31 protein-coding genes are annotated in these 24,465 nt (G+C 53.3%); 5 read left to right on the top strand and 26 right to left on the bottom strand.

Going from position 1 to position 24,465, the window contains the following annotated elements; translation table 11 throughout:
* The first annotated feature begins 55 nt into the window (after positions 1 to 55).
* The gene (locus EYC98_RS20115; RefSeq protein ID WP_279247224.1) at positions 56 to 1,357 is read left to right on the top strand and encodes an MFS transporter; all 1,302 of its coding nucleotides are present in this window, start codon (positions 56 to 58) and stop codon (positions 1,355 to 1,357) included.
* A 34-nt stretch (positions 1,358 to 1,391) separates the two neighbouring features.
* On the opposite strand, the gene EYC98_RS20110 is transcribed toward EYC98_RS20115, so the two are convergent.
* From EYC98_RS20110 to EYC98_RS20095, 4 genes are read right to left on the bottom strand one after another with little or no spacing between them, the layout of a single operon-like run.
* Positions 1,392 to 2,564 (bottom strand): lipid-transfer protein, encoded by a 1,173-nt coding sequence (locus EYC98_RS20110; protein WP_279247194.1) that lies wholly within the window; start codon positions 2,562 to 2,564, stop codon positions 1,392 to 1,394.
* On the bottom strand, positions 2,564 to 2,974 hold the full coding sequence (locus tag EYC98_RS20105; protein WP_279247193.1) for a Zn-ribbon domain-containing OB-fold protein: 411 nt from the start codon (positions 2,972 to 2,974) through the stop codon (positions 2,564 to 2,566). Before EYC98_RS20105 ends, EYC98_RS20110 begins: the two co-directional genes overlap by 1 nt.
* A gap of 2 nt (positions 2,975 to 2,976) precedes the next feature.
* Positions 2,977 to 4,128 carry an acyl-CoA dehydrogenase family protein gene (locus tag EYC98_RS20100; RefSeq protein WP_279247192.1) on the bottom strand — a complete coding sequence of 384 codons (1,152 nt, stop codon included), beginning with the start codon at positions 4,126 to 4,128 and terminating at the stop codon, positions 2,977 to 2,979.
* A complete protein-coding gene (locus EYC98_RS20095; protein ID WP_279247191.1) occupies positions 4,125 to 4,844 on the bottom strand; it encodes a TetR/AcrR family transcriptional regulator in 720 nt (239 codons plus the stop codon). The genes EYC98_RS20100 and EYC98_RS20095 overlap by 4 nt, the downstream gene beginning before the upstream one ends.
* Before the next feature lie 91 nt (positions 4,845 to 4,935).
* On the opposite strand from EYC98_RS20095, the gene EYC98_RS20090 reads away from it, so the two are divergent.
* The gene (locus tag EYC98_RS20090) at positions 4,936 to 6,108 is read left to right on the top strand and encodes an acyl-CoA dehydrogenase family protein (RefSeq protein ID WP_279247190.1); all 1,173 of its coding nucleotides are present in this window, start codon (positions 4,936 to 4,938) and stop codon (positions 6,106 to 6,108) included.
* Between the two features lie 17 nt (positions 6,109 to 6,125).
* Here EYC98_RS20090 and EYC98_RS20085 read toward each other — a convergent pair whose 3' ends face one another.
* The 5 genes from EYC98_RS20085 to EYC98_RS20065 form a co-directional block, all read right to left on the bottom strand.
* Positions 6,126 to 7,355: a DUF711 family protein gene (locus EYC98_RS20085; RefSeq protein WP_279247189.1), complete on the bottom strand. Its 1,230-nt coding sequence runs from the start codon at positions 7,353 to 7,355 to the stop codon at positions 6,126 to 6,128.
* 36 nt (positions 7,356 to 7,391) lie between these two features.
* Positions 7,392 to 8,156: an SDR family NAD(P)-dependent oxidoreductase gene (locus tag EYC98_RS20080; protein WP_279247188.1), complete on the bottom strand. Its 765-nt coding sequence runs from the start codon at positions 8,154 to 8,156 to the stop codon at positions 7,392 to 7,394.
* A gap of 83 nt (positions 8,157 to 8,239) precedes the next feature.
* Positions 8,240 to 9,418 carry a lipid-transfer protein gene (locus EYC98_RS20075; RefSeq protein ID WP_279247187.1) on the bottom strand — a complete coding sequence of 393 codons (1,179 nt, stop codon included), beginning with the start codon at positions 9,416 to 9,418 and terminating at the stop codon, positions 8,240 to 8,242.
* A 3-nt stretch (positions 9,419 to 9,421) separates the two neighbouring features.
* Entirely contained in the window at positions 9,422 to 9,853 is a 432-nt protein-coding gene (locus tag EYC98_RS20070; protein ID WP_279247186.1) for a hotdog family protein, read from the bottom strand.
* Positions 9,854 to 9,872: 19 nt separating this feature from the next.
* Positions 9,873 to 10,841 carry a bifunctional MaoC family dehydratase N-terminal/OB-fold nucleic acid binding domain-containing protein gene (locus tag EYC98_RS20065; RefSeq protein ID WP_279247185.1) on the bottom strand — a complete coding sequence of 323 codons (969 nt, stop codon included), beginning with the start codon at positions 10,839 to 10,841 and terminating at the stop codon, positions 9,873 to 9,875.
* Between the two features lie 229 nt (positions 10,842 to 11,070).
* Here EYC98_RS20065 and EYC98_RS20060 point away from each other — a divergent pair, with 229 nt between their 5' ends.
* On the top strand, positions 11,071 to 12,435 hold the full coding sequence (locus tag EYC98_RS20060; RefSeq protein ID WP_279247184.1) for a phosphotransferase family protein: 1,365 nt from the start codon (positions 11,071 to 11,073) through the stop codon (positions 12,433 to 12,435).
* Between the two features lie 127 nt (positions 12,436 to 12,562).
* The gene (locus EYC98_RS20055; protein ID WP_279247183.1) at positions 12,563 to 13,357 is read left to right on the top strand and encodes a hypothetical protein; all 795 of its coding nucleotides are present in this window, start codon (positions 12,563 to 12,565) and stop codon (positions 13,355 to 13,357) included.
* Between the two features lie 26 nt (positions 13,358 to 13,383).
* Here EYC98_RS20055 and EYC98_RS20050 read toward each other — a convergent pair whose 3' ends face one another.
* The 8 genes from EYC98_RS20050 to EYC98_RS20020 all read right to left on the bottom strand — a co-directional run bounded on the left by EYC98_RS20050 (position 13,384) and on the right by EYC98_RS20020 (position 17,644).
* The gene (locus EYC98_RS20050) at positions 13,384 to 13,842 is read right to left on the bottom strand and encodes a GNAT family N-acetyltransferase (protein ID WP_279247182.1); all 459 of its coding nucleotides are present in this window, start codon (positions 13,840 to 13,842) and stop codon (positions 13,384 to 13,386) included.
* Between the two features lie 21 nt (positions 13,843 to 13,863).
* Complete coding sequence (locus EYC98_RS20045) at positions 13,864 to 14,061, bottom strand: CPXCG motif-containing cysteine-rich protein (protein ID WP_279247181.1); 198 nt, start codon at positions 14,059 to 14,061, stop codon at positions 13,864 to 13,866.
* A 46-nt stretch (positions 14,062 to 14,107) separates the two neighbouring features.
* On the bottom strand, positions 14,108 to 14,512 hold the full coding sequence (locus EYC98_RS20040) for a VOC family protein (protein ID WP_279247180.1): 405 nt from the start codon (positions 14,510 to 14,512) through the stop codon (positions 14,108 to 14,110).
* Between the two features lie 100 nt (positions 14,513 to 14,612).
* The gene (locus EYC98_RS20035) at positions 14,613 to 14,999 is read right to left on the bottom strand and encodes a GFA family protein (protein ID WP_478219253.1); all 387 of its coding nucleotides are present in this window, start codon (positions 14,997 to 14,999) and stop codon (positions 14,613 to 14,615) included.
* A gap of 451 nt (positions 15,000 to 15,450) precedes the next feature.
* Positions 15,451 to 16,185, bottom strand: a complete 735-nt coding sequence (locus EYC98_RS20030; protein WP_279247178.1) for a cupin domain-containing protein — start codon at positions 16,183 to 16,185, stop codon at positions 15,451 to 15,453.
* A 288-nt stretch (positions 16,186 to 16,473) separates the two neighbouring features.
* Entirely contained in the window at positions 16,474 to 16,686 is a 213-nt protein-coding gene (locus EYC98_RS20025) for a TIGR02450 family Trp-rich protein (RefSeq protein WP_279247177.1), read from the bottom strand.
* Between the two features lie 26 nt (positions 16,687 to 16,712).
* A complete protein-coding gene (locus EYC98_RS21820; protein ID WP_478219252.1) occupies positions 16,713 to 17,135 on the bottom strand; it encodes a GFA family protein in 423 nt (140 codons plus the stop codon).
* Positions 17,136 to 17,176: 41 nt separating this feature from the next.
* Entirely contained in the window at positions 17,177 to 17,644 is a 468-nt protein-coding gene (locus tag EYC98_RS20020; RefSeq protein WP_279247176.1) for a hypothetical protein, read from the bottom strand.
* Between the two features lie 223 nt (positions 17,645 to 17,867).
* On the opposite strand from EYC98_RS20020, the gene EYC98_RS20015 reads away from it, so the two are divergent.
* Positions 17,868 to 19,610, top strand: a complete 1,743-nt coding sequence (locus EYC98_RS20015; protein ID WP_279247175.1) for a SulP family inorganic anion transporter — start codon at positions 17,868 to 17,870, stop codon at positions 19,608 to 19,610.
* Here EYC98_RS20015 and EYC98_RS20010 read toward each other — a convergent pair.
* From EYC98_RS20010 to EYC98_RS19970, 9 genes are all read right to left on the bottom strand, one after another.
* Entirely contained in the window at positions 19,607 to 20,221 is a 615-nt protein-coding gene (locus EYC98_RS20010; protein WP_279247174.1) for a poly-gamma-glutamate hydrolase family protein, read from the bottom strand. The genes EYC98_RS20015 and EYC98_RS20010 overlap by 4 nt on opposite strands.
* A gap of 317 nt (positions 20,222 to 20,538) precedes the next feature.
* Positions 20,539 to 20,874, bottom strand: coding sequence for a hypothetical protein (locus EYC98_RS20005; protein WP_279247173.1), 336 nt, complete (start codon positions 20,872 to 20,874; stop codon positions 20,539 to 20,541).
* A gap of 69 nt (positions 20,875 to 20,943) precedes the next feature.
* Positions 20,944 to 21,237 carry a YkgJ family cysteine cluster protein gene (locus tag EYC98_RS20000; RefSeq protein ID WP_279247172.1) on the bottom strand — a complete coding sequence of 98 codons (294 nt, stop codon included), beginning with the start codon at positions 21,235 to 21,237 and terminating at the stop codon, positions 20,944 to 20,946.
* Complete coding sequence (locus EYC98_RS19995) at positions 21,230 to 21,478, bottom strand: RNA recognition motif domain-containing protein (protein ID WP_279247171.1); 249 nt, start codon at positions 21,476 to 21,478, stop codon at positions 21,230 to 21,232. Before EYC98_RS19995 ends, EYC98_RS20000 begins: the two co-directional genes overlap by 8 nt.
* A gap of 62 nt (positions 21,479 to 21,540) precedes the next feature.
* Positions 21,541 to 21,786 (bottom strand): VF530 family protein, encoded by a 246-nt coding sequence (locus tag EYC98_RS19990; RefSeq protein WP_279247170.1) that lies wholly within the window; start codon positions 21,784 to 21,786, stop codon positions 21,541 to 21,543.
* Between the two features lie 102 nt (positions 21,787 to 21,888).
* Positions 21,889 to 22,416: a hypothetical protein gene (locus EYC98_RS19985; RefSeq protein WP_279247169.1), complete on the bottom strand. Its 528-nt coding sequence runs from the start codon at positions 22,414 to 22,416 to the stop codon at positions 21,889 to 21,891.
* 203 nt (positions 22,417 to 22,619) lie between these two features.
* The gene (locus EYC98_RS19980) at positions 22,620 to 23,048 is read right to left on the bottom strand and encodes an HD domain-containing protein (RefSeq protein ID WP_279247168.1); all 429 of its coding nucleotides are present in this window, start codon (positions 23,046 to 23,048) and stop codon (positions 22,620 to 22,622) included.
* A gap of 47 nt (positions 23,049 to 23,095) precedes the next feature.
* Positions 23,096 to 23,596, bottom strand: a complete 501-nt coding sequence (locus EYC98_RS19975; RefSeq protein WP_279247167.1) for a nuclear transport factor 2 family protein — start codon at positions 23,594 to 23,596, stop codon at positions 23,096 to 23,098.
* A 338-nt stretch (positions 23,597 to 23,934) separates the two neighbouring features.
* Positions 23,935 to 24,411, bottom strand: coding sequence for a YcxB family protein (locus EYC98_RS19970; protein WP_279247166.1), 477 nt, complete (start codon positions 24,409 to 24,411; stop codon positions 23,935 to 23,937).
* Positions 24,412 to 24,465: the final 54 nt, after the last annotated feature.

The following is a 24,465-nucleotide window of genomic DNA, read 5'->3' as shown; positions in this document are numbered from 1 at the left end:
ATGCTAAGTCGCTTGCGTCACAGCGACACAGCGCTAAAATAGCGCGCCTGTGAAAATGCCCTCGCCGGCTCCCAACTGGCCCTTTGATATACGTCGCATACCCTTCTTCTACGGTTGGGTAATTTGGCTGGTTAGCACGCTCGGGTTCCTCTTTAGCATCCCCGGCCAGACCATGGGCATGGCGGTTTTCACCGATGCCCTGATCGACGCTCTCGGACTAACCCGCACACAGCTCTCGATGGCTTACCTCATCGGTACAGTAGGGTCTGCGCTACTACTTACCCGAGCAGGGCGTTGGTACGATCGCTGGGGCGGACGCACTATGACCACCCTGGCCAGTCTGGCTCTTGCTCTCATGCTGATCTATATCGCCGCCACTGCCTGGCTCTCCGAAGCGCTGGGCGGTTCCGCTCCGGTCGGCTTTATCCTGATCATGATTGGCTATTTTGGCGTGCGCTTCTTCGGTCAGGGTGTTCTAACCAGCGCTTCGCGCAACGTACTATTAGTCTGGTTTGAAAAACGCCGTGGGCTGGTCAGCAGCGTGCGCGGCATATTTGTCAGCCTCGGTTTTTCGTTGGCGCCGCTGGGTCTCGCTGCATTGATATTAACCTGGGGCTGGAGCGGAGCACTCATGGGACTAGCGCTTGCTTGCGCCGGGTTCGCCGTATTCTCCTACTTGCTATTACGCGACAGCCCTGCAAGCTGCGGTGTCCTGATCGATGGAGCTACCGCCGACGATGACACATCGGAGTCCCAAACCCCGCCCAGCACTACCCTGGAAGACGCGCGCCGCAGCCCAGTATTCTGGATATTCGCGCTCAGCCTGTCCATACACGCGCTATTTGGCACTGCAGTTACCTTTCATATCATATCTATTTTTGATGGTGCTGGACGCACGCCTGAACAGGCCTTCGCCTACTTCCTGCCGGTGGCTATCGCCGCCACCTCGGTAAACTTATTGGCTGGTTGGCTGGCAGACAGCCGCCGCCTAAAACCATTCCTGGTCATCATGCTAGGCGGCTTCATCATGGGAGCAATTGGATTACTGAATCTGGAAGCAGATTGGGGTTACTGGCTATTGGTTGCCGGCTTTGGCGGCTCCGGCGGGCTCTGGTCGGTAATTTCCAACCTGGCCTTCATCCGCAATTTCGGGCCCCTGCATCTGGGAGAAATAAGCGGGCTATGCACCTCTATTATGGTGTTCGCCAGCGCCATTGGCCCCGCCATGTTCAGTCTGGGCCTGGATTTCTTCGGCACATATGCGGCAGCGGAGTACTTCTGTTTGCTGGTTCTGGTTCTATTACTATTGGCCGCGTTGGTAATACCACACCGCCAGGAACACCTGCCGCAACACTGACGCCCCCGACGCAAACGTCAGGGGCTGCTCTCAATCAGCCTTGTCCCAGTATCAAAGCGCCGGTGGGAACTCCAACACCACTGCTTACCAAAACATGCTCGACATTTTTACTCGGCTGTCCGGTAGAGTCTCCCCGCACCAAACGTACACCCTCAGCAATATTATTCATGCCGTGAATATAGGCTTCAGATATTAAGCCTCCGTGGGTATTGTTGGGTAAACGTCCGTCGATATCCAAGGCACCATCGCGCACCATGTCCACCCCTTCGCCACGCTTGGCAAAACCGAAGCTCTCAAGCTGCATGATGATTTCAGACGTAAACGCGTCGTAGAGGCATGCCGCATCAATGTCATCAGGACCGAGACCCGCCTGCTTATAAACCAGGTCCGCTGCCAGCTCCATCTCCGGCAGCGACATCAGTTCCTCACGGTAGTAACTCGTCATCTGTTCCTGACCACGCGTGGAGGCCTGACATACACCACGAATAACCGCTGGCTTTTGCTTCAAATCACGAGCCCGCTCGGCACTGGTCACCAGAATCGCGCAACCGCCATCAGTTTCCTGACAGAAATCGTACAGACACAATGGAGACGCGATCATCTTCGAGTCCATGTACTCTTCCATGGTCAAAGGCTTACCGTAACCATAGGCGCGCGGGTTATTCAGCGCATAGTTACGCTGCGAAATGGCCACTCGACCAAGGTCTTCACGAGTGACGCCGTACTCATTCATATACTTGTTGGCGATCATCGATATCCAGGAACCCGGTACCAGCATGCCGTAAGGCATATACCAAGACCAGTGAACCAGATCACTAGAGGTTACGTCACCGGACACACCCTGCCCCATGCGCTTTCCCGAACGACCATTCATGGCACGCCAGCAGACCACGGTGGTAGCCTGTCCGGTGGCTATCGCCATAGCGGCCTGATGAATAGTGCCTACTGCAGCACCGCCACCATAATTAATGCGACTAAACATAGTCAGGTCATTAGCGCCAACGGCACGAGCGACTTCTATCTCGTCGGTAGAATCCAGTGTGTAGCTGACCAGACCATCAATTTCCGACGGGCTGATACCAGCATCATCACAGGCGGCTTTGATAGATTCCGCGGCTAACTGTAGTTCAGATCTCCCAGAGTTTTTGGAGAACTCTGTCATTCCGATACCGGCTATCGCGGCTTCATTTTTAAGAGAAATAGGCATCAGGAAGCCTCCGCCAGCTTGAATACAGGTAATTTGAAGCCATCCGGGTCTTCCTGGATAACCATTTCCACAGCCAACCCAAAGTCAGCCTCTTCTGGCTCGCAACCTACCAGTTGAGATGTGAGACGCGTACCTTCCTCAAGATCAACCAAAATGATAATCAACGGATACTCGTAGCCCGGAAACTGCGGATGCGTGAGTACGGTATAGCTACAGATAGTGCCTTTGCCGCTGGCTTCCACCGCGTCCCACTCGGTGCTACGACAATCGCCGCACATCGGCCGTGGCGGATGACGCAAAGTCTGGCAACCCGAGCAACGTTGAATGCCCAATTTATCGTCGGCGGCCATTTCCCACCACCAGGCATTGTCGTGACCCATGGGCGGTTTTATTCTTGCTGGCTGTGACATATTTATAGCTCCAGTGCGTGAAAACCAATGGAATCGTCGCTGGCCAGTAACTCACCGAGACGGTCCAACTGCGTGCTGCCATTCCCCAGCGTGTAAGCAATGTGCTTGGCATTCAGGAAGAAGCGATGTATCGGGTAGTCCAGATCGGCTCCGATACCACCATGATGATGCTGCGCCGTCTGAACAACTCTTGCTGCAGCATCGCAGGCCCACCACTTGGCGGCGCGTACTTCAGCACTCGCGGGCAGACCTTCACTGAGCCGCCATAAGGCCAGCCAGTAAGTCGAACGCATCGCTTCTACATCGATATAGCTGTCTGCCATACGCATAGCGAGGGCCTGAAACGAACCCAGAGGTACGCCAAACTGCTCGCGCTCACTCAGGTAGGCCGCAGTGCGCTTCATTGCTTCCTCGGTAACCCCTACCTGCAGCGCACAGTGCGCAACATTGGCGTGCTCTTCAATCCAGTCAACAATTTCCTGCCCCTGACCGACACTCCCCAGTAGCGCGGTTGCCGCAACCGACACCTTGTTCAGTTCCAGATGCGCCGCACGCTCACCCAGTAGGCTGATATTCACACCCGTGAGCGCAACCCCGGCAGTAGCGGTTTCCACCAGAAATACTGAGGTTTTCCCGTCCGCATCAACCGCCGGAACCAATATGCAATCGGCGACAGAACCATCAGGCACTACCGCACGTTTACCAGATAACACCCAGCCATCACCCTCTGCGGTGGCTGTTACCGCGGTTGCCAATGCCGGGTTCATACCCACCTCAGCAATCGCCGCAGTCAGCTTGACGCTGCCGGTAGCCAGCGCGCCCAGCCACTGCTGCTGTTGCTCGTCGCTGCCATAGTTGGCCAGCGGCAGGCCACCCAGCACCAGGCTGCTGAATAGCGGCGTAGGCGCCACACGGCGCCCCTGCTCTTCGAGTATCAGGCACAGCTCGACAAAACCTAAGCCACTGCCGCCGAAAGCCTCGGGGATGGCAATACCCAGTAACCCCTGCTCTGCCAGAGTGCTCCAGAGTGAGTCGTCGTATGTGCCGCCGCTGCGTGCAAGTTTGAGTAACGACTCGTCCGTGGCGCTATCGGTAAATATTTGATACGCCAGCTCACGAATCGCTAACTGGTCTTCGCTGAAATCAAAGTTCATAGTTCTCTCTTCTCATCATGGCCCGCCATAGCAGCCAGGTTTCGGGTGTATTTTAGCGCCTTGGCCGGAGGATGCTCCAGAAACAGGGCGCGGTAAAACATAGTCGTCAGTAATTCGGTAATATCGTCCACCTGCAGTTTACTGTTGTGCAAAGTAGCGCTGTTATTGACAAAATATTCGCGCAGCAGGCCTTCACCAATACCGGCCAGGCTATAAACAACCATCAGTGCCTGGCCGCGCTTGAAGCGAACCCCGGGGAACATGCGCGGCATTAACTTAACCAGCCACATCAGCTGTTCGCGATAAGCGGTGCGCAGCAGGTCAGAGAATTCTGCGTCTTCGTCCGCCATCTGCAACAGGCAACGCATCACCCCCGGCCGGTTGGCATAACTGCTAACCACCAAGTGGTTGTGCGCATAAATGCGGGCATACCAGTCACCGCGCGGCACGTCTTTTTCAATCGTCTCCACATCTGTGGCGGGGTTCGCAAAGTCAGTCAGCACCTCAATCGTCAGCGTCTTGAGGTCTTTGAAGTAGTGATAGAACAAACCCTGAGCAACACCGGCTTCACGGGTAACGTCTGCGATACGCATTTTGTGATAGCCGACCTGCTCCAGCACATTCAATGCCGCACGCTTGATATTGGCTCGCGCGGCGGCACCCCGCGCACTGCGCGTCTGGCTGGTGTCGAACTCGGTGGCAGTACTTTGACTCATGGGACGTAAAAATAGTTGAATTTGAATTCAAAATCAATAAGAATATCCACATCTTGGAAACAGCAGGCCACTAGGCCCACAGGAAAGCCACATGTTTGTAGACTACACAGAGAGCCAGAGAGAACTGCGTCGCGAACTGCGCAGCTACTTCACCCAGCTCATTAAGCCAGAATATCGCGAGGGACTGCGCAGCGCCGAAGGCGGCGACCTCTACAAAGATCTAATACGGCAGCAGGGTAAAGACGGCATGCTGGCCATTGGCTGGCCAGAGCAGTATGGCGGGCGTGGCTTGACCCAGAGCGAACAGCTGATTCGATTTGAAGAATCTCTGCTAGCCGGTGCACCCACTCCCTTTGTAACTCTTAACACTGTCGGCCCCGCCATTATGGATCACGGCACCGAAGCGCAGAAAAACCGCTTTCTGCCAGGCATCGCCGCAGGAGAAACGCATTTCTGTATTGGTTATACCGAACCTGCAGCTGGAACCGACCTCGCCTCACTGGCAACAGCAGCCGTGAAAACCGGTGATCACTATGTGGTTAACGGCAACAAGGTCTATACCAGTTCAGCCGAAGCCGCCGACTATGTATTTCTGGCGGCGCGCACCGACACCACTGTCCGCAAGCACAAAGGTATCTCTATCCTGGTGGTAGACACCAAAGATCCTGGCTTTTCCTACAGCCCAATCCACACCATCGGCAGCGTGCGCACCAACGTGTCTTACTACACCGATGTCATAGTCCCAGAAGATATGATCATCGGCAGTGAGAACGGTGGCTGGCGCTTGATCACCAGCCAACTAAACCACGAGCGCGTGGGACTGGCAGCATGGGCCATTCAGGGCTGGAAGCTATTTGATCGCTGCCTGGACTGGGCTCGCGAAGCGCGCGGACCCAATGGTGAGCGAGTCATAGACGACAAAACTGTGCAACGCAACCTGGCCGAAGTTTACTCGCACCTGGAAGCGATACGCGTGATGAATGCTCGCATGTCCTGGCAGTTGGATAACGGTGAAATTGACCCTGTTTTCCCTTCTGCGCTGAAGGTCTACGGCACTGAAGTCATGCTGGAATTGGCCAAATTAATGATGGATGTCATCGGACCGCATGCGTCCATTAATGCTGACAGCGAAGGTACCGTATTGCAGGGCGACCTGGAGCATGAGCATCGCCGTGCGCTGATTAACACCTTCGGTGGCGGCGTCGTTGAAGTACTGCGCGGACTGGTTGCCACTCACGGCCTGGGCATGCCCCAGCATCGCTAGGCGTCGTTTCAGCAAGACTATCCCAAAGGCATCACATTACACGCGGTAAGGTGCGGGTTGTTAAACTCGACCCGCTCCCCCGCCGCTTTACCCGGCACGGGAAACAACCTGACCGATAATGGCTTGGTGTATCTTACCGACAATGCCGCCATATCCGTTATGATGGCAGCGATAGTGCTTACCGAGCTGTCACCAGGTACCGGCACTACATCAAGGCCGGTGCCGCAAACGCTGGAATACAAAAGTAATTCCTGCACACTATAGCGGCCTTCATCTGCGCGTTGCGCCAACACTGTATCTTCCAGCACCGGCAACATCAGCCCACAGTAGCCACTAGTCATCACATCAAGATCCTTGAGTACCGCGGTAATTTTGGCGCAGGCCTGCAGCGTGCCCGGCGCACCAAAAGGGACACCGCTCACGCGCTCAATCACCGCACCAATACTCGATTGCAACCCGGGTGCCGGCGATGTGTCGATGCCACGGTAGTGCCAGCCGGTATCGCTGGCCAATTGCCGTGCCAGAGCGTCCACTGGCGCCAGCGACCGGTTAAGAGCCGCACGTAGCCGCTGGTCCATCCCAATTGGAGACTCTGCATCCTGCAATGCGGCCAGCAACACCAAAGGCGACTCCAGCCCAATCGTAAACGCTGGCTCGCCGCTGTGCCAGGCGGCGGGGAAAAACGGTGTTCCCGATGGACAATTGGCCGTGGCACAAAATCTGAAGTTGCCTTCACCACCGGGGGTATTGGCAGCGATGGCAACGATCGCTTCTGCGCTGGCATTGATAGTCTCAGGCTGTGGACCTGCGCCGGGAGCTGCTGCAAAACAGGAAAAGCTGGTATTGGCGGTCCGCGTTACTAACTCAGCAGCCCACTCACCAAAACCCTGCGCGTTCTCAGTGCCGGTCAAAACCGGCCCCACGCTCAGCATGTTGTTGCGCGCCTGCGCCCAGTTATCCAGCTCTACCAGCTTCGCCATAGCCTGTGGTTGCCGCCAGTCGGGTAAGTATTGCGCCAGCGGTTGGGTGGCGATACGTGTGGTTTGCACTTCCCACTGTTCACCAAATAGCGCTTTGCCGCGTTCCAGAAAGGCCGCTGCCTGATCCAAACGCGGAAGGTCGTCACGGCCGCCCAGCTCCACCCCCGCTGTAATCGTACGCACTCTGAAACCACCCGCCCCTGCAGCCAAAGTGCCAGAGCTCAGCGCCGCTGCACCTACCAGATTCATAAAGCTGCGCCGACTCATGCTCAACCTAACCCCCGACTTGTCGCCACGTGATAATCAGGCACTCATGCCGCCATCGACCGGATACACAGCACCGGTCAGAAACTGACTCTCATCCCCTGCAAGAAACATCATCAGGTTAACCACGTCTTCCGGCACTGCATAACGACGCAGGGGAATACTCGCCTCCATAATTTCGCGCACGGCTTCAGGCGCATCAGGCATATTGCCCTCTTCCAGCGACCGTATCATGCGACCTTCTACGGGGGACGGATTGATGGTATTGACGCGGATGTTTAGCGGTCCGCCCTCTACAGCCGTGGAGCGCATCAGACCAATAACCGCGTGCTTACTGGCGTTATAGGCAGACAGACCGGGGGACCCACGCAGGCCAGCTATAGAAGAAGTAATGACAATACTGCCGCCGCCATTAGCGGCCATTACCGGAAACACCTCACGAATACCCAGAAACGGGCCCGTCACATTAACGTCCAGAACTTTGCGGAAAACGTCGGGGTCGTATTCCGAAACAGGAGCGACCTGCCCTTCTATACCCGCGTTAGCCAGTAAAACATCGATGCGGCCAAAGCGTTCTACCGCCGCCTTGATATAACGCTGGGTGTCGGCCAGGTCTGTTACATCGGCAGCGCAATGAGCCACATCTTTTGAATCCAGTTCGCTGCACACAGCCGCGAGCTTGTCTGCGTCCAGGTCCACCAGCATAACGCTGGCACCGCCGGCCAAAAAGCGCTTGGCCGCGACCCGGGCAATATCTCCCGCACCACCGGTCAGTACTACTACCTTGCCTGTTACTGTCGCCACTGCTATCTACCCCCGTTAATGCAAAGTAACAGCATAGACCGATTGAACAGTTTTAGCAGCTGCGAAAGCGTTTTGGAGCCGGACTACAGGTCCAGCTTACCCAGCACTGCACCACCGGTGGGAATACCCACGCCAGAGGTAACCAAAGCATGGTTTACGGTTTTGTCCGGTTGGTTAACCGAGGTACCGCGCACCAAACGCGTGGCTTCTACAATCCCATTGACGCCATGGATATAGGCTTCGCTGAGCTGACCACCGTGGGTGTTAGTCGGCAACCGACCGTCCCTGCGCAGAGCGCCGTCCTTGACGAAGTCGCCAGATTCACCGGCGCCACAAAAGCCCCAGGCCTCCAGCTGCCAAAGCACAATAGGGCTGAAAGCATCGTAGATCACCGCCGCGTCGATATCAGCCGCCGTCAGACCGCTCTGAGCATAAGCATCACTCGCCGCGATCTCCATTTCTGGAATTGCCGCAAACTCGTCCCGATAAAAGGACGTCATTTGCTCCTGATCCTTGGCAGCGCACTGCGCCACGCCGCGTATAGCGACACCAGGCTGCTTCAGATCACGAGCGCGCTCAGGGGTGGTAACAATGACTGCAGAGCCCCCATCGCTCTCCTGACAGCAATCAAACAGCTGCAACGGCGTGCTAATCATGCGCTGGGCATCATACTCGGCGCGATCAAACGTCTGGCCGTGGAAGAAGGCGGCCGGGTTATTGGCGCCGTAATCACGAGCGCTCTTGGCCACTTCATACAACGCGTCCTTACCAATGCCGGTGTTGTGCATCCAACGCTGGGTAAACATGCCTACCCAACTGGCTGGAGTCAGCAAACCATAGGGCATATACCAACCCCAGTGAATTGCATCAGCAGTCGTAATATCGCCTGACACACCGCCGGAAAAGCGGTGTCCGGAGCGGCCGTTTAGAGCCCGGTAGCACACCACTGTCTCTGCCATGCCGGTAGCCACTGCCATCGTCGCCTGATGCAACGTCGACGTTGCTGCACCACCACCGTAGTGAGCGCGACCGTAGAAACTCATATTGCCGACGCCCAGCGCGCGGGCGACTTCAATTTCATCGCTGGTGTCCATCGTAAAAGTCGCCATGCCGTCCACGTCAGCCGGCGTCAGACCGGCATCATCCAGCGCTGTTTTAATCGCCTGCACCGCAAGCGACAACTCTGACACACCAGAATTCTTGCTGAACTCAGTGTTACCAACGCCAACAATAACCGCCTTATCTTTTATGTTCGCAACCATGACTCAGGCTCCCTGTGGCAATGCCAGTTGAACGGTGCCCTGCATATGCATGCCCCAAATATTGTTTTCGCCGACGATGGCAACGTCGACGATGCCACTGGCATCATCCTTGGCAGTTATCTCGCCGGTCACAGTCATTACCATGCCCGGCACATTAGGCGCACCCAGACGTATATCAAGTGACTTGACCACTGCTTCAGGCCCGCTCCAGTCAGTGGCAAAGCGAGTCATAAAACTCTGACTGGTGAGGATGTTCATAAACACATCGGGCAGTCCAGTGGACTGCGCGACTCCCTTGTCATGATGCACGGGTTCATAGTCGCGGGTCGCCAGCGCAGTGCTGACAATCAGGCCAGTAGTGATATCTATATTCAGGGGCTCCAGCTTATCGCCTACAGAGACCTCGTCGTAATTGCGTGTGTTGTATTCACTCATTTCGATTCTCCGTTGTGGCTCAGGCCGGGTAAAACTGCGGCAACATGGTCTTGGCGTCTATCTGCTCGACTTTACCCTGCAGCTGCATGCCGATGTGCACCGCCTCAGGCTCACAGCCCACTACATTGGCCACCAGGTTAGTACCTTCAGCCAACTTGATCACCGCGCATACCAGCGGATACTGGTAGCCGGGAATCTTGGGGTGGTGCAGCTCGGTGAAACTGAGCACCTCACCTGCTAAGGTCGACTCTATGGAATCCCATTCCATAGACTGGCACTCACCACACATGGGCCGCGGCGGATGCCGCAGAGTCTGGCAGTTCTTACAGCGCTGAATCAGCACTTTGCCTTCGTCACAGGCGTCCCACCACCACTTGTTGTCATGCCCTCGCGGCGACGCTATGCGGGTTGGTACTTCCAGCGCCTCGTCGTTATCACTGCTACTGGCCGCGGCCTGCTCTGCAGGCGGAATAAACTTGAGAACCCTGAAGCGCTGAGTTCCAATCGGGTCGCCATGCTGGTCGCTGAAGGTCGCCAGCGTCTCAAAAAAGTAGCCGATACCGCGCCCGGTCGCTTTTTGTTCAGAAATATTATCCACCACCATTTCCATGTAAACCGTGTCACCAATGCCGACTTCCTTGAAGTACTCCTGCTTGACATTGGTACCCAGAGTGCCAAAGAAACCGTTTTCATTGAACCTTTCTACCAGTTCACTTTGCGCATCAGGCGTACGCCCCTGTGCAACCACTGGAAAGCCTTCCTGTCCCCAGCTATACATCATGGCCGGCGGGGCAATCATCTTGCCACGCTGGCTGTCGGCCGCCCACTGCGGGTCTGAATAGGCTGGATTATTGTCGCCAATGGCTTCCGCCCAATGACGAATCATCGGTTCATTAACGGCGTCCTTGGCTGGCATGCGCTGACACACCACCTTGCCGACATAACTGTATATCAAGTCTTCAAAGGCTTGCTGTTGTTCTTCGTTCATAAGGCACCCGGACCATGCTGTACGTGAGGGAACGAAAGCCTACTCGCTTGACCACAGGATTACCACGTAACCACCCTACGCCAGCGCTGAGAGTCGCGATTGGTTGAATATGCCAACCAGAGCGCTTAAAGAATGCGCTGCGGAAGCCAATTTTCGCTTCTGGGGTTGTTCTTGCCAACTCGCTGGGGCTATATATCCGTTTACCAACGATCGATAGACGGACCTGCCCATGAGCGAATTTTTCCATGATCTACCGGACGGGCTATATCAATGGGTAGAGCAAACTGCAGGTGGCTCTATTACCCGCCTGGAGCGGCATATCGCCAGACGCGAGGCCTGGGTAGTCGATATCACGGCGCCCGACGGAGCCGTCACCGAGGGCTTTCTGCGGCTCGACCGCAATCCTATAGCCGGTAGCGCCACCTCGCTTCATAAGGAGGCCCGCATCTGCGAGAGCCTGAGCAAAACGACTATTCCTGTGCCGCAATTACTGGCCTGGAGCGACGTCCACTGCGCCGCACTGCTATCGCGCGATGGCGGCCGCTCGGATATCGACAAGCTGGAAGACCAGCAACGTCAGCGCGCCATCATGGAAGACTTTATTACCGTGATCGCCCGCCTACACCGCCTGGACGTGGACAAGCTCCGGCTTGGCGATGTCCTGGGCCCAAAGCCTCAGACCGCGGCGGAGCTGGCACTGGGCGACCTTGATCTGCAACTGCGCAACTTCAAACGCTTTCTGAGTAACTATACCGACCCACTACTGACCTATGGCGTGCAGTGGCTGCGTCGGCACATTCCAACCGATGTCCCGCATATGGCACTGGTGCAAGGCGATACCGGACCGGTCAACTTTATGTTTCAGCAAGACAAAGTCAGCGTCGTGGTCGACTGGGAGTGGGGGCATTGGGGCGACCCCATGGAGGATCTGGGCAATATCTGTGTGCGCGAGTTCTGGAACCCCAGCGGCGGCCTGGACGGACTATTCAAACTCTACGAACAGGAATCCGGCCTGCCCTACCAACGTTTTTCAGCCCAGTACTACCGCATCCAGCAAAACGTGCGCGGCATGATCCCCATACATGCGGTATGCGCAAACCCGCCGGAGCAGGAATCACTGGCATGGTATCTGTGCTACCGCTATGTCACCGACCGATCTACCTGTGAAGGTATTGCTGACGCGATGGGTATTGCTATAGAGCGCCCAACTATGCCGACCAACAACACGGCGCCTGACTTACTGGCCAGCGCGGCCATAGGTAGCCTGCGCCGTGATGTGCTAACGCGCACTGACAACGCTTTTGCAAAATCGCGCGCCGGTGACGCTGTACGCCTGATCGAATGCATGGACCGGCAGCAACGCTTTGGCCCCGCTCTCGCCAGCATCGAGACCGAGGAAATAGGCGAACTGATGGGGCATGTCTATGCCGACCTCAATAGCGCACAAACAGCATTGGTAAGCGCTATAGAAGCAGAGCAATTGAATGACGAGAAACTACTACAGTATCTGGCCCGCAAGACCTACCGCGACGAATGGCTGTTTGCACCGGCAGTCGCGCTGTATCCAGAGCGGCAATGGTCCTCGCTGGACTAAGCTTATGGTGCCGAAGCCAGTAACACACCACAGGAGACACCCTATTAAGCTATCCCCTCTAGCTCTCGGCAGGATACTGCTCACCCTGCTCATCACAGCACTACATCAAACGGCAACAGCAGACACTGTGCAGGCACACTGCGAGCTCGTCAGTGAATACGGCGCACCGCGTAACAGCACTACACCATGCAGCTTCTCCCAACGTCAGGGCTATATCACCATAGAGTCCGAGACCGACATACCCTTGCTAGACTTGTCGCCAGAAGACAGCGCGCCGGGTAACTACACAGATCAGGACGGCAGCCGCGTCTATCGCCGTCGCGGTCTGGGTAAGGACGGCCTTATCTTTCAAAGTGGCAAGCAGTTCCTCTACGTCTATTGGTCTATGCCAGCGCTTGGCTGCGATGCCACCGCACTCACCAAAGGCGATGGCTGCACCCTAACCTGGGGATCGTTGCGCTTCACAGTAAAGGCATCCGCTACCGGTTCCATCAACACCCTGGCGCTGCAAGTTAATGGTCTGGCCAATGGGCCAGCGAGTTTTAGCGACATCATCGATGGCACTGCCAACAAAACGGAAATGGCAGATTTGGATGGCAATGGCTGGCCCGAAATTTACACCTCTATAAGTTCAGCTGGCAGCGGCAGTTACGGCTCACTGGTCGCTTATGCGGTCAATGCAGGCAAAAGCCTTAGCCCTATTTATCTACCGGAGTTGAGCAACAAAGAGGCCGAGGCGCAAGGCTATATGGGCCATGACGAATTTGCTCTCGTGGGAAATCGTCTGGTGCGACGCTATCCGGTGTATAACCAGGGTGACACCAACAGCGCACCCAGTGGCGGCATACGCCAACTTGAGTATCAACTCCACGCCGGCGAAGCGGGCTGGCAGTTAGTGCTGGACCGCAGTGCACAGCACTGAAAGTCTAACTGACCTCCAGCTCCGGCCTACTGGCTCAGGTCAGCGTATAGGCAAATTCTGTCCAGACACCGAATGCCATTTTCACAAATAGGCGGCTGATAGCCGGCAAAATAGTCGCGCTCTATCCGCTCAAACCGAAAACCTGATTTTTGATAGAGCGCGAACTGATCCAGACTGGAGTTACCGGTACCTACCAGCAGGCGATTGGCTCCCAGGGATGTTGCTCTTGCCTTTACTGCTGCGATAAGCGCTTTGGCAATACCGCGGCCTTGGTGAGAGCCTGCAACCGAGATATTTCTCAACTCATACTCACCGTCAAGCGCGGTAAGCACGGCGACCCCGACAATGGCGTGCTCCCAATAGGCAATCACTATCTCACCACTTGCCAAATAGCGACTAACCGCCGCCCTGTCAGGATCAGCCTCCAGCAACAGCTGCCAGAGCGCATCTGTCACTGCACCGGTATAGGGTTCTATTGTTAGCACTGCGGCATTCCTGACATCACTTCAGACAGCCTCGTCCTCGCTATGCACAGAGACGGCCAAAGACCCATCCGCGCAGGCAGCAACAACAAACACAATCGGTCGGCAGCAGACCTGACAATCTTCAATGTAATTCTGGCCAGCCTCCTGCGCATCAATCAGTACCTCTATTTGCTCGCCACAGTAAGGACAAGCCACCGTTTCCTCTGCCAAGAATTCCATCAATTAAACGTCCAAACACATTATGTTGAAAATTTGTCACCCAGTATTACTGGGTGACAAACGTGACCACTTCTACATGATTTTCATACGGATCGCGAATGAACGCTGCGTAGTAACCGGGATGGGTTGCATCGCGGTAATCCGGCGCCCGATACTCCTCGCGATAACCGGGCTCCCCACTGCTGCTCGCTCCGTTAGCCATAGCAATATTGTAGAACTCGATCACGACCTCTTTTGAGGCAGCGCGCAGACAAACATGGGTCCCATTGTCAGAGCCTGGAACAGCAAGGCTTGAGCGTTCATTAATCCAGAACTCCGGGTATTTCTTGCCAAACCCAATACTGCCGGGTTTTTCAATCACCTGCGAAACCCCCAATGGCGCAAATACTGCACGATAAAACTCTGCTGCCTTGTGCAGGTCAATAACGCCTACCGAAACATGGTCGATCATGGGTAAAGCTGCTCCTTAGTCTGTAATAACAATGCTAACCGCTGGCCAACATAGCGGCCAGGAATTCATCCAAGACCGGATGCTCTGCCAAATTCCACCACTATTCAGCATCTTCTATGTACTGAGGCACGCCCGTGGCGATGACTTCCCATGAAGCCTTGGACCCCACATAAATATGTCGGCCCAGCTCCACATCCGGGTCACCGTTCAAACACCCCAAGGTGACCCCATGGACTTCATCGTTATAGATGCCGCAGAGCGTCGACCCACATAGCTTGCAGAACTGCAGCCCAAAGCCCTGCTCACTGGCATAGGAGGTCAGCAGTTCTTCACCGCTGAGCCAGCTGAAATCGGCAGGATCCACCAACGCGTATGCCGACGCCTGAGAACTAAAAGCCTTTCTGCAGCGTGAGCAATGACAGGAGCGGGCATCACGCAACGTACCGTCAATGCGATACTGCACCTGACCACAAAAACACTCACCTATTATAGCGATAGATCACCCCTTGAAACACATTGCTTGCTCACCGGTGACTACGAGGTGTTTCCATGAAAAACGCAGGGACAGGCCCCATAGTCGTTCATGGCATCATCCCCACGCCTGCCATCATTAGCGCGCTGTGCCAGCGGTTATAAAACGACTCCATCAGACATAAGCCGTGTTGTCGCTGTACCATCAGCGTGTCACCCTCCTGCACGTGCCCGTATTCAGGGTAGGCGTCTGACGGAACCCGGGTAAGCCCACCTTTGGAACCTGCCTATTCAAGCCAGAATGCCACTACGTCGAAAACTGCTTGCCAAGCTATTTGGGTTTGGGCATCAGATTGGGCAGTGCTCTGTTGTGCAGTAGACACTCTTGGCAGGCTAACCAGCAAAACCCAAATTGTGCGAAGTGTTACTCTCACATCTAAGCTCTCGATTCCAGACCGGCAGAAGCTTCACGGGTATTCATACAGCATTGCATTAAATGTGGAGATTCCCACGTTGGTAATCATCAGCTTGCCCGGTGCCTCCAGCAACTCCCATGACGCAGGCTCGTAAGAGCCGGTTCGGGATTGCTGCCCCCCACTGATCGTAACAGAAGCTTCTGTTTTAGCGATCATTAACCCAGAGAAGTCTATATCCAATTCAGCGGTACTCTCCCCGGGCTCGAGCGTCAGGTCATACACCCTAACCTTGGCATAGGTATCGTCCAACTGCAGACCCTGACTTGATAAAACCGGACGCGTAAACCCCGACTGTTCGTACTTCAGCTCTACGCCAACCAACCTGGCAGCGCCGTCGCCTTCGTTGGTCACTTCGTGAACAACTGGCTCTGCCTTATGTGCGCTCCAAAGCACAGTCCCGCTAGGAACCGGCAGCGCTATGGGTAGCGAAGATGACCCGATAAGTGCCTTGGTCCTCAACGTAGAACCACGCACCACAAGGTAAATCGTATCCTCGGTATGAGCATGATGCAGGGTTACGTATCCGGGCGGTAAAAGCACATCGTAGATTCTTATCGCCTCATTTTCGAATTCGTGCCGGTGCTGAGGTTCATGTCGCACATTGACGTAACCAACCTCATCAAAACTACCTGCAGCTGGGCCTACTGAGGCATCCTCCTGGCACCCTGCTGCCAGCAATAAAGCGGCCGCTAACAGTGGATAAATACTGACATTTCTGGACAACATAACAATCCTCGTCGATGAAACAATGAGTACAAGAGGTACACTCTCTTGAGCGCTCCCGTCGCAGACTAACCTATGGAACGGCCTTATACACCTCGCCCCCACCCCACAACAACGACCTCGATAAGGCTGGCGAGTATTACTCTTTCTGGGGCGCTGTCCTGGTGAGGTCAACACCATCTGAACCAACTTAATGACCACGCCAAAAGCGTCAGCGTTTTCTAGTCTTGAAAAGACTGTCCGCTCACGCGCAGGGTCCTCTATTGCCTCGAACTTTGATACCTCTGAGCTCTACCAGCCATGGGCCCACTGCCCCTCATCCTTCAAATCATGCCAGTCAATAATCATCGACCGCTTAGACATCACGGCTTCTATACAGCAGGCTATGACCGTATCCTCTTCATCACACTCAACCTCGGTTACGATGAAGTGCTTCTCCCGATTAATAGGCGTCACTGCAGTCCACTTACTGCCCAATAGCTTCTTGGGGTTTATTTTATTCATTAGCACTAGTGCAAGTTGGCATGACGTCAATCACCTGCCAGGCTCTGAGTGGGTTGCTGGCCTTCATATTGCGGCAAGTCGTCGTTTATAGTGACCCACTGCGCCTTTGAGGCGACACACACATGATGATCTACTGGCCTATTAGGAGCTTCGTTTAATGTCCCGCAGGGTATAAATATCAAACCCGGATAAGACTCAGATTCGCCGTAAACCCAACTGTGGCATTTTTTGCAATGGTGGCGAAAATGCTCAGCCCACGGCACTTTATCCAAATGCGTTTGCCCGCGGGTTACGGTAAAAAGACTGGCGTCTACCGATCCATTGGTTGCAAATGATGACCCTGTCAGTTTGCGACACTGAGAGCAATGGCAGTAGTACATGGCGTTGAGGTCACCCTCAATCTTGTACTTAACGGCTCCGCAAAAGCATTCTCCAGTTAACACAATCATCGTTCCTCATTGTTCGCCAGATACCCAAGCATCATGTTCCGCTATTTAGGGACTAGCGGCAACGCCGATAAGGCATGGATACCGTGCACGCTGCCATCGGCGTTAAATGACATATAATCATTGCCTCTGCGAAAAACCGGATTACAGCTTTCCTGGCCCAACCGGTCGGGGAGCCCGGAGATAATAGTAATACAGCGCAGATCGCCCTTTACACGCCAAGACCCGATTACGCTGCCCGAGTCCTTGTCATTGCTCCAGCGATTAACAAATCGGCCGTCGGCGTACCAATAATTGACAGCACGCGTTTCCGCTGCATCTTGCACTGTGGCATCATCGCGCACATTGGCAAAGGCCTCCAATATCTCCTGACCTGACAGCTGCACGGGCAGCCCGTCAAGCTCTGCCAGCTTGTTTTGTGATTTTCCCGGTACGGCGAGTACAGCAACCACCAGACCTAAAACTGGCAAATACCGCTTCCGTCGTTGAGCCAGCGAGTTATAGTTAGGCATAGCGTTGTTCCCCAAAACGTATCGTTGCAGTGGTTCATCTGCTGCTAAAATTCTACCACTTTGCTATTCGGTATACAGATTTCTCGGCCGTCACAAGATCGATGTTTCGAGCTATTTGCTGCGGTGGCTACCACAGCGCTACAATTACGTCGCTTCCCTGTAAGGCTGACCGAGCAGGCGTCAGTAAAGCGACTAAAACTGAGCCCGGAGCGTCAAGAACACCATGCGACTAAACGACCGCTATTTGCCAGGCCTGCGCTGGCTCGAGGGTTACAATCGACGTTCCTTTAGCGGAGATCTGCTCTCAGGTATCACTATCGCAGCCATGCTCATCCCCCAGAGCATGGCCTACGCCCTGGTTGCCGGCCTGCCAGTTGAATACGGCCTCTACGCCTGTATTATCCCGCCCATTATTTACGCTCTTTTGGGCACCTCAAACAAACTCTCTATCGGACCTGTCGCGCTAGACTCGATACTCATTCTTACCGGCCTAAGCTTGTTAGCTGAACCGGGTAGTGACCAGTACCTGGAAATGGCCATCTCACTAACCCTGATGGTGGGACTGATACAGGCCTTCTTCGGCTTTATCAGATTCGGCTTTATAGCCAGCTTCCTGTCTTACCCGGTCATTCTCGGATACACCTGCGCGGCTGCAGTGGTGATCACCGTCAGTCAGTTCGAGAGCTTATTGGGAGTAAGTGTGGAGGGACGAAATACCGTCACCCGCCTTATGCAGTTTGTCGGCGCATACGAAAGCTGGCACTGGCTTACTGTTGCCGTTAGCGCTTGTGGCATTGCGTTCCTGTGGGTCTTTCAGCGCTGGTTTCCGAAACTCCCCAGTGCGCTGCTGCTCTTGATAGTGGGCATGCTGTGTTCCGGTATATGGAATGCGCAAGCCAACGGTATAGAGGTCATTGCTTTCATCCCACAAGGCCTGCCATTACCCCGCGTACCCTCCCCTACGCTGGAGCAACTTGTTGCGCTCATCCCCACTGCGTTTACGGTGTCTTTAATGGGTTATGTCGGCAGCATGTCGATTTGTAAGGCGCAAGAAAAACCTACCGACAAATTCTTTGTAAAGCCCAATCAGGAACTGATAGCCATGGGAGCTGCTAACTTTGTCGGCGCATTTTTCAAAGCATTTCCGGTATCGGCAAGTTTTTCGCGCAGCGCTGCTTTCGTCAAAGCCGGGGCACTCACCCAGGTATCCGCGGTCGTCTCGTCGTTTATGATCATCATCATCGTGCTATTTTGTACTCCGCTATTCGCCAGTTACCCGCTACCCAAACCTCTGCTTGCAGGCATTATTGTCATTTCGGTTTATGGGCTTTTCAAATACCATGACATGAAGTCGCTACTGTCTCAAAACCGAAACGAAGCTATTGTGATGCTGGTGACCTTTGCGCTGACAATTTTACTGGGCGTACAGCAAGGGCTGCTGGCAGGCGTTATCCTGTCGATTGCCAAGCTCATATACAACAGTGCGCGCCCTCATATGGCGGAATTGGGCGCCATCATGGACGGCAAACTGTTTCGGAATGTAGACCGTTTTGACGAAGTCATCATTCGCGAAGACGTTCTGATTTTTAGATTTGACGCGCCGCTTTTTTTCGCAAATGCCGACTATTTTGTGCAGAGCATCTACCGCTGGATGCAGCAGCGTGAAAATCCTGACGCTTTAAGGGCAGTGATTTTCGATGCGGAGGCGGTCAACAGCATCGACACTACTGCCATCCGCGCTATGCAAAAATTGATAGAGACACTGTCCAAGCAGGATGTGTGCTTTTACATTACCAATGCTATTGGTCCTGTCAGGGATTCATTGTTCAATTCGCCACTAAAAATCTACATTACACCGCAGACCATGTTTGCCACTATTCATGACGCAATAAGCTATATTGATCACGGAGTAGGAAGTAATGACGGCGTGGGCGTACAAACCAATTTGATACCAGTAGGTGACTAGGTAGCTTGCGGCGGTCTCAATCCCTTTCTTACTGCAGCGGCAAATTTTTTGAGCTGCACGGTGCTTGTTGAATGACCTTCCAGCGTGTCAGAGCCAAACAACAGCCTGCGCAGGCCTCTGCCTAGCTCCAACTGCACACCAGCACCGTTAGCGGAGCGATTGCAGATATTGTTTTTCGATTCGCCCTGAAGACGGGGATTGTCGTGCCGACCGGTGACGAAGCCAGCATCGTTAAGGGAGTTGGCGATAGAATCTCTGAGAACAACATTCCGTCCGCCAAGAAATGCCACGATACTCTCGCTACCTTCGCCATGAATCGTGACCACCGACTGGCAGTTCTGGGCCAGACGCACAGCTTGAGGCTCATCAAAGTTAGTGCTGGTGATATGCAAATCCCAGTTACCGCATGGCTTTATGCCCTCGAACAGATAGTAAGAAATCTCCTCTCCGGCTATTGCCAATACTACTTCACTGGTTTTAGGCTCTATAGAGCCCGCATGAGGCGCCATAAGCAAGACATCACTCCCGCGATCCTGGTACTTAATTACAAAGTCTTTGCCTTCCTGCTCGCATTCCGCCAGCGCCGCATAGCCTGGATATTTATCTAGCATTGGTCCACGCTCATCGGCTGCAAAAACAGGATTGCACGAATCTTTGTCGGCGCCATCAGGGGCCTACTGTAAACTGGATCTGTCATGAATAGTGTCCGGCCGTAGCTTGCTGTTCAGTTACTTCAAAATGCTTCGGTATGTACATAGTTCCCCTGAAACAAAGACCCACTCGCCTGTTGCCATTACGCATGCCGCACGACAGGTAAAAAAACCATTGCCGAAGCCAGCAACGGCGAACCCCTGCTAACGAGCCTTGATGTTGCAGAAACCGGCACAGAAGGCCGCGTGGCGCCTCTGACAGGCTTCTTGGGAGCGCTTTAGCCTGCGGTCGAGCCGTATTTTGAAAACCACCAGACGAGAACGATAGCCACTACAACGATAGACAGAAATCCCGGTAGCAAAATAGCAGCATGCGAGAGCGGCAGCAGTATCAGGTACTTACGTTGATTTAAATTCACCAGATACGCCAGCGCCAAAACCGACACGGGTACTAACAAAACAGCAGCGGTAGCCAAAATGGCCATGGCGACGCTTGACTCGAAGAACGCCGTGAAATTCTGATAGATCATCCCGGTTTGGCTCAGTGTTTGGTAACAGGCGTAGCAAGCGATGAGCGCCAGAGTCAGCCCAAATATCTTATTGATCGGCAGCATTTTTGACCTCACAGCACTCAGCTACTCTGCCTACCAACGTTTGTATGTCCAGGTTTGAGTAAATTGCTATCAGCATGAAGTGACTCCCTGCTCCTTTCTTTCGCTAATACATTCATAGGAGCCCATTTCAAATTCTCGGCAGATCAAAGGCCTGTTCTCATAGATTGTGCACAAAAAGGTTTCACGATCTATAGCGGAGCACCAGCCATCATCCAAACGCAGCATAGTTTCTGCACCCCATTCGTCGACGGCAACATGAACATCAGGAACGCCGGTGTCAGTGACAATCATGACCTCTAAACGGCAGCAACAAGCCTTGCAATTGGAGCAACTAACTTTGGCTTCTGATACCTTGTTAATCAACCTTGCCTTCCGCCTTTTTGACCCGAATCTTGTTACTACCCAACGTGGAGTTATTAAGGGCTTTCATAGCGCTCTTTGCCTCCCCCACCTTTGGCATTTCGATAAAGCCAAAGCCTTTGGATTCACCACTGACTTTATCGATTATCAAATCACAAGATTGAACGCTGCCAAAGGTTTGAAACAGCTCACTCAATTCTTTTTCGGTCGTTGCACGATCCAGGTTACGTACCAATACTTTCATACTTCTCCCAACAGCAGGCTCTTGCCCAATAATATGGTGTGAGTGCGCGAAGGCACATCCGGCTATTTCGCCCTTTCCCAAGGAGACTTTTGTTCAAGTGTCGAAATATACAAACTTTCAACCTTATCCCTCGCCCATTGGGTTTTTCTAAGAAACTTCAGTGATGACTTAATGGAAGGGTCATTTTTAAAGCAATTAATGTCAATCCTCTGGGCCAGACCGTCCCAGCCATAGCGCTCTTGCAGGCTCGTTACAACCATCTCCAACGTTAATCCATGCAACGGATTGTTGGGTTGCTCGTTACTCATATGAAGACGCGCTCCGATTCCTGACACCCCAGCGCACTGTAGCATGCCTAACCTGACCTGCCCGCGTTTTGTTGGACATCTGCAAGCGAGAATGGAAGCTGGTTAGGATGCCTCTCTCCGCCTTCTTGTATAAAGGATAAACCCATGGTAGGCCAGCAATGAAAGAGCCAACAGGCCAACAATGCCAAGGCCAGTGTTAATCTGCTTGTTACCCAGCCATTGCAAATAGTGGATTTTGTACAAGAGGCCAATGAATTTAGTATCAGTGCCGGATTGGGTAATCTTCAAGGTATTCCAGTCAAGCGTTAGCTCAACTCCAGTTGAAGTTATGTAGACCTCGCCCTCTCGCCCCACGATACGCCCATACCTTTCCGGATTATTGCTGACAGCATCGCTCAAAAGCAGGGTTTGTTGCTGCTCTGTTGGTGGCGTCTGAGGCTTCAAGGTATTTGAGTCCAAATGCTGCCACTGGCCGTCAACCAGCACTAAAAGACGGCCACCTAATATGCTTCTCAATACTCGAATTTCCGTCCAGAGCTTTTGAGGAAAAATAGTATCGCGCTCTTCAAGTGCATAGAGCTTGGGAGAAAGTTGAAGCACACTGCACAACGACAGTATTTCTGCTTTCAAGGACACCTTGATAAAGCAAAAGAAACTGACGAATCCTCTCATGATCCTGATGTGTTCGTGCCGACTCCCGTAGGGTAAAGACTATGCTTTGGTGAACTAAAAACGTTTGTTACTAAAGGTTGAAAGAACTCCAGTGGCAGTACCTTTTTACCCGGGTCAAAGGCAGGGTTATCATACTTCTCCACGAAATGCGCGGTTCTCTGTTAATTCGGGCTGCCCCTAAACTGATCCCGCATATTTCGGTCCAGGCCAATGTGATGAAAGAAATGATAGCCCTGAAAAATACCATGATGCTTAACCATCCAGTGATTCTCTTCAGAAACGAACGGTTGCAAAATTGTGGCGGCCAAATCCGCATGATTCAAACTGGCCAGGGTGTCGCCAATATCATGAAGCAGCGCGCAGACAACGTGCTCTTCACTCTCATCGGCCTCTTGAGCCAGTGTCGCAGTCTGCAGGCAATGGTTCAGACGATCTACAGGGAACCCGGAAAAGTCACCCTTCAAAAGTTTCAGATGATCGATAATCCGATTCGGCAATTCTGTATACATTGAAGCTTGTTCAGAGAATATATTCTCCCAATCCTCTGCAGTTGTTTCAGAGAAAGAAGTAAACGCGGGTTTTCTACTCATGCAGCCTCTCTTATGATGGATTGATCGTCGTTTTTGATTAGCGTGTACTAGGGCCCAACCGGCCTGTTAGAAGAGGGACGATCAAACGAGCCTTGCCGGAATCCCTGCGTCTCGATTTCCATCTTCGGGCTCTCGCTGGAGGTGGAGCCCTCATGGACACACACTCTCCTGATAATACGCCACTCATCACCACGTTTTTCGTATTCATCCAGGTAACGTCCGTACCAGGTATCTAACAGGGATGTATCCGCCTTAAACAGATACGCAACGTTATATGACTCACCACGAGCATGAATACCATCTGTATCCAACTCGATCGTGTGGTTAAAGACGCAGTGCATTGTAGAGCGCCAGCCCACGTGCGCTTCCATACAAAAATCACAAAAATCCCAAGCATTGCCATTGAACACGCCATGTTCGTCGGTGGCTTCCGGCCAATAGGCCAGCTTCATAATGTCAGCGTCTAGCCTGTCGACACCTCGCGAATAGTGTTTAGTCGCGTCTCGAATTAACTCAATATCAGATAACTGTTCATGACTATAGGCCATTATATTTAACCTCTTATCTCTCAAACGCCGAGTTCTATAGTCGAACCGTCGCTCAATGCGACGGCCGTTTCACTATTTGATGCTATGGTACTTTGCTCAATTAGTTTCGCAAGATAAACAACAGACACCACAACAGCGACGGCCGCAACCATATCTGCAGAGGTGCCCAGCATTTACCAGTTCATAACTATTTCCCTTTCAGACTATTTCCAGATGCGACGGCGGTGGTAAGAAAAAGCGTGTCTAGTCTTGGTTTCAGGTCTAGCTAAACACGGGTTGGGCTATATAGTTTATGAAAGCCTGCTGGTGGTTGGCGACTCCATTTTTGAAAATGAACCCTAATCACCACTTTTCGCAACAATCTCGATTATCAATTCAGTAGAAAATAGCGATTTGGACAGGTACTGCTGACCTCCGGATTGTGTTGTCAGAATAAGTCCTAAATCTGTTTCTATGACGCGCTCTATATCAGACCACAATAGCGCTGTTTGCGCATAGGCGCTCTGGGTTCGGACTCCATCTTCATCGATGTTCAATGTCACTTCGCTATCGGCACTCCTCCCCCACATCTGCCGCCTTAACCACCAGGCTCGGCGAAACCGTATATGAATGAGCTCCAAAACAGCCAAAGCGATTAACATGCCACCGAATACTTTAGGTTGCTCGGTAAAAAACAGTAACCCCGCACCGGTAGCTAGAAATGACGCCGGAAACAGATAATTAGGATTCGGGTTCTTACCATAAGGTAAAGACTCATCAAAACACTCAGCGAGGTAATGTCGAGAAAGAGTAAACTGAGTGTCAAAGGGTTGCATAAAAATCACTTACTGTGTCAGGCTATTTTTCAGCGGCATTAAACTAATCAAAAT

The organism is Candidatus Litorirhabdus singularis, assembly GCF_026262625.1.
Taxonomy (GTDB): domain Bacteria; phylum Pseudomonadota; class Gammaproteobacteria; order Pseudomonadales; family Halieaceae; genus Litorirhabdus; species Litorirhabdus singularis.
Note: the sequence above shows the minus strand (reverse complement) of the source record. Positions and strands in the feature narration are given on the sequence as shown.